Raw genomic sequence first — 7,700 nt, 5'->3', positions numbered from 1 at the left:
CAACTGCTAATTGATCATTGTTCATTGTTTATTGATTATTGAACTTGTAATTTCGATACGCAGCGCAGCGAAGTGAGAAATCTCATTATAACAGCCAAATAGTGATCAATCGAAAAATTAAAAAGAACTTAACCCCGTTTATTAAGAGACTCTTCGTTGTACTCAGAGTGACAACTAACAGTCATATAGAGAGTCAAAACCCATAACAGACACAGAGAACATATCACTTACAACTGCTAATTGGTCATTGTTCATTGATTATTGATTATTGCCCATTGAAATTGTTCATTTGGATACGCAGCATAGCGAAGTGAGAAATCTCATTTTCATTTCCGAACAACAAACTCCTAATCCTAAATTCTAAAAGTCAAATAATCCTCTAATTGCTATATGCTGAATCTTCCTTACTTTTGGGAATACAACTAATAAAAAGATTATGAAAATATATACCAAAACCGGTGATAAAGGCACCACGGCGTTATTCGGCGGTACCCGTGTGCCCAAGCATCATATTAGAATAGAGAGTTATGGAACGGTAGATGAACTTAATTCACATCTTGGGCTGTTAAGGGATCAGGATACCGACTCGCAGACCCAAGAGTTTTTAACGGAAATCCAGGACAGGTTGTTTACGCTGGGCGCCATACTGGCGACCGATCCCGAAAAAGCAACTTTAAAAAATGGCAAAGAGCGATTGAATATTCCGAAGATTTCAAATGAGGATATTGAGAAGTTGGAAAAACAAATTGATATGATGAATGAAGATCTTCCCGAAATGACGCACTTCATTCTTCCGGGAGGTCATCAAAGTGTGTCATTCTGTCACATAGCTCGCTGTGTTTGCCGTCGTGCAGAAAGACTTTCCAGTGCTTTATATGACATCGAAGCCTTTGATGATAGGGTTTTGATTTACCTCAACCGACTTTCCGACTACCTATTTGTGCTGGCACGGAAGTTGTCTAAACAATTGAAAGCTGAAGAAATTCAATGGATTCCAAAAAAATCCTGATTGCTCTCAGATTTTAAAAAATACTTTGCAAAAATTGCAAAAAATAACATAATTCATTACGTTCTTATCATTATTGTATAAATAATAGATTTTTTTCTTGGCTATTAAAGCAAAAAAATTATTTTTGCCAAAATTTAAAACCCGATTAATCAATGTATTGGACTTTAGAATTAGCATCCTATTTAAGTGATGCCCCGTGGCCGGCAACAAAAGATGAGTTAATAGACTATGCAATTAGGACCGGAGCACCCCTGGAGGTGGTAGAGAATTTGCAGGCTATTGAGGATGAGGGCGACTCTTATGATTCTATTGAGGAGATTTGGCCAGATTATCCAACCGATGAAGATTACCTCTGGAATGAGGATGAATATTAAGACAACACGCAAAAAATAGGGAAAAGTCTCATTCATGAGGCTTTTTTTTTGCTTAAATTTGAACCCCTTAAATAACTAAATTTTTTAGCTTTTGAGTGATCAAAATAGATAAATAAATACCAGAATACACGAGGCTTTCCGAAAAATTGATGCTCAGGTATTGTTAGCAATTACTTCTATTTCTCACTGTAAAAGTTTAAACCGAATAAATAAAAAAACCAATATGAGTTTTTTAGATTCTGTATTAAAAGCTTTCGTAGGCGATAAGTCGAAGAAAGATGTAAAAGAAATACAACCCATAGTAAATAAAATTAAAGCTCTTGAGTCTGAATTTGAGGCCCTAAGCCTTGATGAACTACGAGCGAAAACTTCTGAATTCAAAGCTAAAATTACGGAAGCTACTAAAGAGGTAAAAGATAAAATCGTAGCCTTAAATAAGGAAGCTGATGAGACCGATGATATTACCCGAAAGGAAGATATTTATGCGGAAGTAGATGCTTTAAAAGATAAATCTTACGAAATATCTGAATCTGTACTAAACGATATTTTACCCGAAGCCTTCGCTACGGTTAAAGAAACAGCAAAACGTTTTGTAAATAATACTCAGCTTAAAGTAAAAGCCTCTACTTTTGATCGTGAGATCTCTGCGGAAAAGGATTATGTTACTTTAGAAGATGATCATGCCATTTGGAGCAATTCCTGGGATGCTGCCGGAAAGCCGGTAACCTGGGATATGGTTCATTATGATGTTCAGCTTATTGGTGGTGTGGCCATGCATCAGGGTAAAATTGCAGAGATGCAAACAGGTGAAGGTAAAACCCTGGTGGCAACTTTGCCTATGTATTTGAATGCACTTACCGGAAACGGAGTTCACCTGGTTACCGTAAACGACTACCTTGCAAAACGTGATAGCGCCTGGATGGCTCCTATATTTGAGTTCCACGGGATGAGTGTAGATTGTATAGATTATCACCGACCAAATTCCGCAGCCCGTAGAAAAGCCTATAATGCCGATATCACCTACGGAACCAATAACGAATTCGGTTTTGATTACCTAAGGGATAATATGTCCCATGCCCCTGATGATCTTGTACAAAGGCCGCATAATTATGCGATCGTGGATGAGGTCGATTCTGTTTTGGTAGATGATGCGCGTACACCGCTTATTATTTCCGGTCCCGTACCAAAAGGAGATACGCATGAATTTATGGAACTAAAGCCGGCAATTGCCAATATTGTGGAAGTTCAGCGTAAATATTTAGTAAAGGTTCTGGCGGAAGCAAAAAGACTGATAAAAGAAGGTGATACCAAAGAAGGCGGATTCCAGTTATTGAGAGTTTACCGTGGTTTACCAAAAAATAAAGCACTTATTAAATTCCTTAGTGAGGAAGGTGTGAAGCAATTGCTTCAAAAAACCGAAAATCACTATATGCAGGATAACAATCGGGAAATGCCAAAGGTTGATGCCGAATTGTATTTCACAATTGAAGAAAAAAGCAATCAGATAGATCTTACCGATAAAGGGATTGAATTCCTTTCTGGAAAGGATGATCCCGATTTCTTTGTGATGCCGGAAATTGGAATGGAGATCGCTAAAATCGAAAAAGAAGGGCTGCCTCCTGAAGAAGAAGCTGAAAAAAAAGAAGAGCTTTTCAGGGATTATAGCGTAAAAAGTGAGCGTATACATACGCTTCGCCAGTTACTAAAATCTTATACCCTTTTCGAAAAAGATACCGAATATGTAGTAATCGATAATAAAGTGAAGATTGTTGATGAGCAAACGGGTCGTATCATGGAAGGCCGTCGTTATAGTGATGGTTTGCACCAGGCGATTGAGGCGAAAGAAAATGTAAAGATTGAGGATGCTACCCAAACCTTTGCTACGGTAACGCTTCAGAATTACTTTAGAATGTACCGTAAACTGTCGGGTATGACGGGTACAGCGGTAACCGAAGCAGGAGAATTCTGGGAGATCTACAAACTGGATGTGGTAGAAATTCCTACCAACCGTCCTATCGCCAGAAATGACAAGGAAGATTTAGTTTACAAGACCAAAAGGGAAAAATACAACGCTGTAATTGATCACGTGACCGATCTTTCCAATGCGGGAAGACCGGTGCTTATTGGTACTACTTCTGTGGAAATTTCGGAATTATTAAGCCGAATGCTTAAACTTCGAAATGTACCTCATAACGTTCTTAATGCAAAAAGACATAAAAAAGAGGCTGATATTGTTGCTGAAGCCGGTAAATCTGGTATTGTAACTATCGCCACCAACATGGCCGGTCGTGGTACCGATATTAAGCTAAGCAAAGAAGTGAAGGAAGCCGGCGGACTTGCCATAGTTGGTACAGAACGTCATGATTCAAGACGTGTAGACCGCCAGTTGCGTGGTCGTGCTGGTCGTCAGGGAGACCCGGGAAGCTCTCAATTCTATGTTTCCCTGGAGGATAACCTAATGCGTTTATTCGGTTCTGAAAGGATCGCCAAGCTAATGGATCGTATGGGTCTGGAAGAAGGTGAAGTGATCCAGCATTCTATGATCTCGAAATCTATTGAAAGAGCTCAGAAGAAAGTGGAGGAAAATAACTTCGGCGTTCGTAAGAGATTGCTGGAGTATGATGATGTGATGAATGCGCAGCGTGAGGTTATCTACAAACGTCGTTACCATGCATTGTTCGGAGAAAGATTGCGCGTAGATCTTGCCAATATGATCTTTGATATTTCAGAATCTATTACGGAAACGAATAAAGCCGCAGAAGATTTCAAGAATTTTGAATTTGAACTTATCAGGAACTTCTCTATGAGCTCCCCTGTTTCAGAAGAAGAATTCAAGAAAATGAATGCACAGAAACTTGCAGGTGAGGTTTATAAAGCCGCCTACAAACATTATGACGAAAAGATGTCTCATAATGCTGAACGTGCTTTCCCTGTAATCAAGCAGGTTTATGAAGATGAAAGGAATAATTTCGAAAGAATTTCAGTTCCTTTTACTGACGGCACCAAAACTCTTAGTGTAGTTACTAATCTTGAAAAAGCTTACGAAACTGAAGGAAAGCAGCTAATCAAGGATTTTGAAAAGAATATCACCCTTGCGATCATCGACGATGCCTGGAAGACTCACCTGAGAAAAATGGATGAGTTGAAGCAAAGTGTTCAGCTGGCGGTTCATGAACAAAAAGATCCATTATTGATCTATAAATTCGAAGCTTTTGAACTTTTTAAAGTAATGCTGGAAAATGTAAATCGTGATGTAATGTCCTTCCTTTTCAAAGGAGAGATTCCTTCGAGTGGAGCTCCAAACATTCACGAAGCACGCCAGACAAGGTCTAAAGAAAAGGTAGAAACGAAGAAGGAAGAAATTCCCAATATGGACGAAAGAGCTGCCCAAAGCAGAGCTGCCGGAAACACTCAGCGTCAACAGCCTGAGGTAACTGAAACAATTGTAAGGGACCGTCCGAAAATTGGAAGAAACGATAAAGTGACCATCAAGCATGTAATGAGCGGTGAGAATAAAACCATGAAGTTCAAACAGGCAATTCCACTTCTGGACAAAGGCGAGTGGGTATTGGTAGATGAATAGACGTTAGACGGTAGACGGTAGACGGTAGACGAAATTAAAAATCCTGAAGTTAAAACTTCAGGATTTTTTTTATTTTATATCATTACTATGAAATTTAGTAACCCGTCATGCTGAACTTGATTCAGTATCTCAAATGAGATTTATCAGCTACTTCATTCTTTCGAAAAGTCAGAAAAAAAGTTTTTGTCATTTCGACTGTAGGGAGAAATCTCAATATTGTCAGGATCTAATTTTAATAAGAAATTGAAAATTGATCCTCTCTATTCCTATAGAATAGCTAAATAAATAATGCATTACAATTAATACTCCCTATCTAGAACCCTTTTCAGAAAAGGTATTTCCAAAAAGAATAAAGCCACGAAACCAAACGCAATTTGCATAGTTCTGGAAAGATTGATTTCGGGTATATTAACTAAGTCCGGAATTTCAAATTTCAAACCAGAAACAGATATATCTGAATTTAAATACGTTACTCCTGCTATAAAAACAATAATGCCGGCAACTATTCCTATCCAAACTGATTTGGAAATCAATGGCTCATAAGGTCTGATCTCGGCATTTCTTAACGCTACCTTCATCATAATACGGTTCCTGAAATCTGCTGAAGGTTTTTCAGTTCCTGCTTCATTCAGCAAACTTTTAAGAAGTTTTTCTTCTCGGTTAAATTGCTTTTCCATTCCTGTTTAATATTTCCGGTTTAATATAGCCTGCTAATAACGAAAAAAGCTTTTTCCGACTGCGATATAGTTTTATTTTTATATTATCTGCCGTGAGGCCTGTTACTTTTGCAATCTCTTTTACAGATTGCTCTTCAAAATAATATAAACTAATAATCGCTGCCTCATCTTCAGGTAGCAAGCCGATACATTTTTTAATAATACTAGTTCTTTCTTCACTCAGCATACATTCCAATCCGTTCTCAATATGATCCAGGGCATCATCCGTGATTTCCTCTATGATCTGGTAAGTTGTATGCCTACTGTTCATTTTTATCATATCCAGGCTCTTATGATAAACAATCCTATATAACCAGGTTGAAAACTTTGAATCTCCCCTAAAACTGGATAGAGAATCGTAAGCTTTAATAAAACTATCCTGAGCTACTTCCTCAGCTTCTTCTGTAACCTTTAAAATTCTAATGGCAATGGTATACACAAAATTTTGATAGCGTTCAACCAGCTCCCCAAAGGCTTTCGTGTCGCCATCAAGGATCTTATCAATCAAATATTGGTCAGTGTTTTTGATCATTATTAGGTATGACGACGGCATTAGAGCCCTGGTTACAAAAATATGTTGAAAATAAATTTACGCTTTTTTGTAACCGGTTTTGAGATCACGGCGTCCTAATAGCAAACGAACATTATTTTCAAATTTTAAAATCAAAAAACTATGGGATCAGAAGTCATTGTTTTACCTGTTATTTTCGGAACTGTTTTCGGAATATTTTATTTATACATTTCGGCTAGAAACCGGGAACGCCTTGCCCTTATTGACAAAGGAGCTGACGCGAGTATTTTTTACAGTAAAAAGAAACACGTTACCCCCGTATGGAGAGTGATAGTGATCAATCTTGCGCTACTCCTTGTGGGCATTGGTCTTGGAATATTCATAGCCAATTTACTTACCTATAATATGGGGGTAGATGAAGATGTCGCTTATCCGGGCACCATCTTTTTATTGGCAGGACTGGGGCTTCTTGCAGGTTTTTTTGCTACCAAAAAACTGAATAAAGACGCTTAGATCTTTTCGAATTTCATCACAGGGCTGTCTTAAAAGTTGATTTATCCGTCAGAGGTACGACGCAATTTCTAAATTATGGATATCCAAATTAGAGATTGCTTCACTTCGTTCCTAATGACGTTCAGAATTTACTTTTAGACAGCCTCTTTTTATTAATATCGTCCACTAAAGGAATTTTACTAATTTTAACATTGCTAACCAATCAGTCAGATCAATGAAAAAATTCTCAATTGAAATTAAGTGGGGTATTATTTTTAGTATTGTTTCACTTCTTTGGATGTTCCTGGAAAAAGGCCTTGGATGGCATGATGAAAATATCGCCCAGCATGCTATTTATACGAATCTTTTTGCCATTGTTGCTATTGTTCTTTATGTGCTTGCTTTATTAGACAAAAGGAAAAACTTCTATAACGGAAAAATGAACTGGAGCCAGGGATTTATTTCTGGAATTGTGATTAGTGTTGTTGTCGCTATCCTATCTCCGCTGGCTCAATATATTACACACGAGTTTATCACACCCAATTATTTTGATAATGTTATTGAATATACAGTAGAAAATGGAGCGATGACGCGATCTGCTGCAGAAGAATATTTTAACCTTACCTCTTATATTATTCAGTCATTCTTTTTTGCATTGGTAGTGGGTGTAGTTACTTCGGCTATAGTGGCTTTCTTTGTCAAAACTAAAAAGAGTTAGCTTATTAATGAACAATCACATGTCATTCAGAGCGCAACAAAGTGAAGCGAAGAATCTTCTGCACTTCAAAAAGATTCCTCCTAACGTCGGAATGACAAGTTTCAAGAAATCGCAAGCACAGGTCAGAGCGCAACAAAGTGGAGCGAAGAATCTTTTCCAAAGAAATTGTTCAAACTAAAGAATCCTCCTAACGTCGGAATGACAGAAATCACAAGCACAGGTCAGAGCGCAACAAAGTGAAACGAAGAATCTTTTCCAAAGAAATTGTTCAAACTAAAGAATCCTCCTAACGTCGGA

General features: G+C 37.8%; 7 protein-coding genes. 5 read left to right on the top strand and 2 right to left on the bottom strand.

The annotated features are described in order from the left end of the window. Window positions 1-436: 436 nt before the first annotated feature. The 3 genes from Q1K34_RS08295 to secA all read left to right on the top strand — a co-directional run bounded on the left by Q1K34_RS08295 (window position 437) and on the right by secA (window position 4,966). Complete coding sequence (locus tag Q1K34_RS08295) at window positions 437-1,009, top strand: cob(I)yrinic acid a,c-diamide adenosyltransferase (RefSeq protein ID WP_300437088.1); 573 nt, start codon at window positions 437-439, stop codon at window positions 1,007-1,009. Between the two features lie 152 nt (window positions 1,010-1,161). Further along, window positions 1,162-1,383: a DUF2795 domain-containing protein gene (locus Q1K34_RS08290; protein WP_008272287.1), complete on the top strand. Its 222-nt coding sequence runs from the start codon at window positions 1,162-1,164 to the stop codon at window positions 1,381-1,383. Window positions 1,384-1,606: 223 nt separating this feature from the next. Beyond that, the gene (gene secA / locus Q1K34_RS08285) at window positions 1,607-4,966 is read left to right on the top strand and encodes a preprotein translocase subunit SecA (RefSeq protein WP_300437084.1); all 3,360 of its coding nucleotides are present in this window, start codon (window positions 1,607-1,609) and stop codon (window positions 4,964-4,966) included. A gap of 299 nt (window positions 4,967-5,265) precedes the next feature. On the opposite strand, the gene Q1K34_RS08280 is transcribed toward secA, so the two are convergent. Both Q1K34_RS08280 and Q1K34_RS08275 read right to left on the bottom strand, forming a co-directional pair. Further along, a complete protein-coding gene (locus tag Q1K34_RS08280; RefSeq protein ID WP_300437081.1) occupies window positions 5,266-5,643 on the bottom strand; it encodes a hypothetical protein in 378 nt (125 codons plus the stop codon). Further along, complete coding sequence (locus Q1K34_RS08275) at window positions 5,627-6,214, bottom strand: RNA polymerase sigma factor (RefSeq protein ID WP_300437079.1); 588 nt, start codon at window positions 6,212-6,214, stop codon at window positions 5,627-5,629. The genes Q1K34_RS08280 and Q1K34_RS08275 overlap by 17 nt, the downstream gene beginning before the upstream one ends. Before the next feature lie 141 nt (window positions 6,215-6,355). Here Q1K34_RS08275 and Q1K34_RS08270 point away from each other — a divergent pair, with 141 nt between their 5' ends. Next, window positions 6,356-6,706, top strand: a complete 351-nt coding sequence (locus tag Q1K34_RS08270; RefSeq protein WP_300437076.1) for a DUF6249 domain-containing protein — start codon at window positions 6,356-6,358, stop codon at window positions 6,704-6,706. 214 nt (window positions 6,707-6,920) lie between these two features. Next, a complete protein-coding gene (locus Q1K34_RS08265) occupies window positions 6,921-7,403 on the top strand; it encodes a DUF4199 domain-containing protein (RefSeq protein ID WP_300437074.1) in 483 nt (160 codons plus the stop codon). Window positions 7,404-7,700 lie beyond the last annotated feature (297 nt).

It is taken from the genome of Christiangramia sp. (assembly GCF_029937855.1).
Taxonomy (GTDB): Bacteria; Bacteroidota; Bacteroidia; order Flavobacteriales; family Flavobacteriaceae; genus Christiangramia.
Note: the sequence above shows the minus strand (reverse complement) of the source record. Positions and strands in the feature narration are given on the sequence as shown.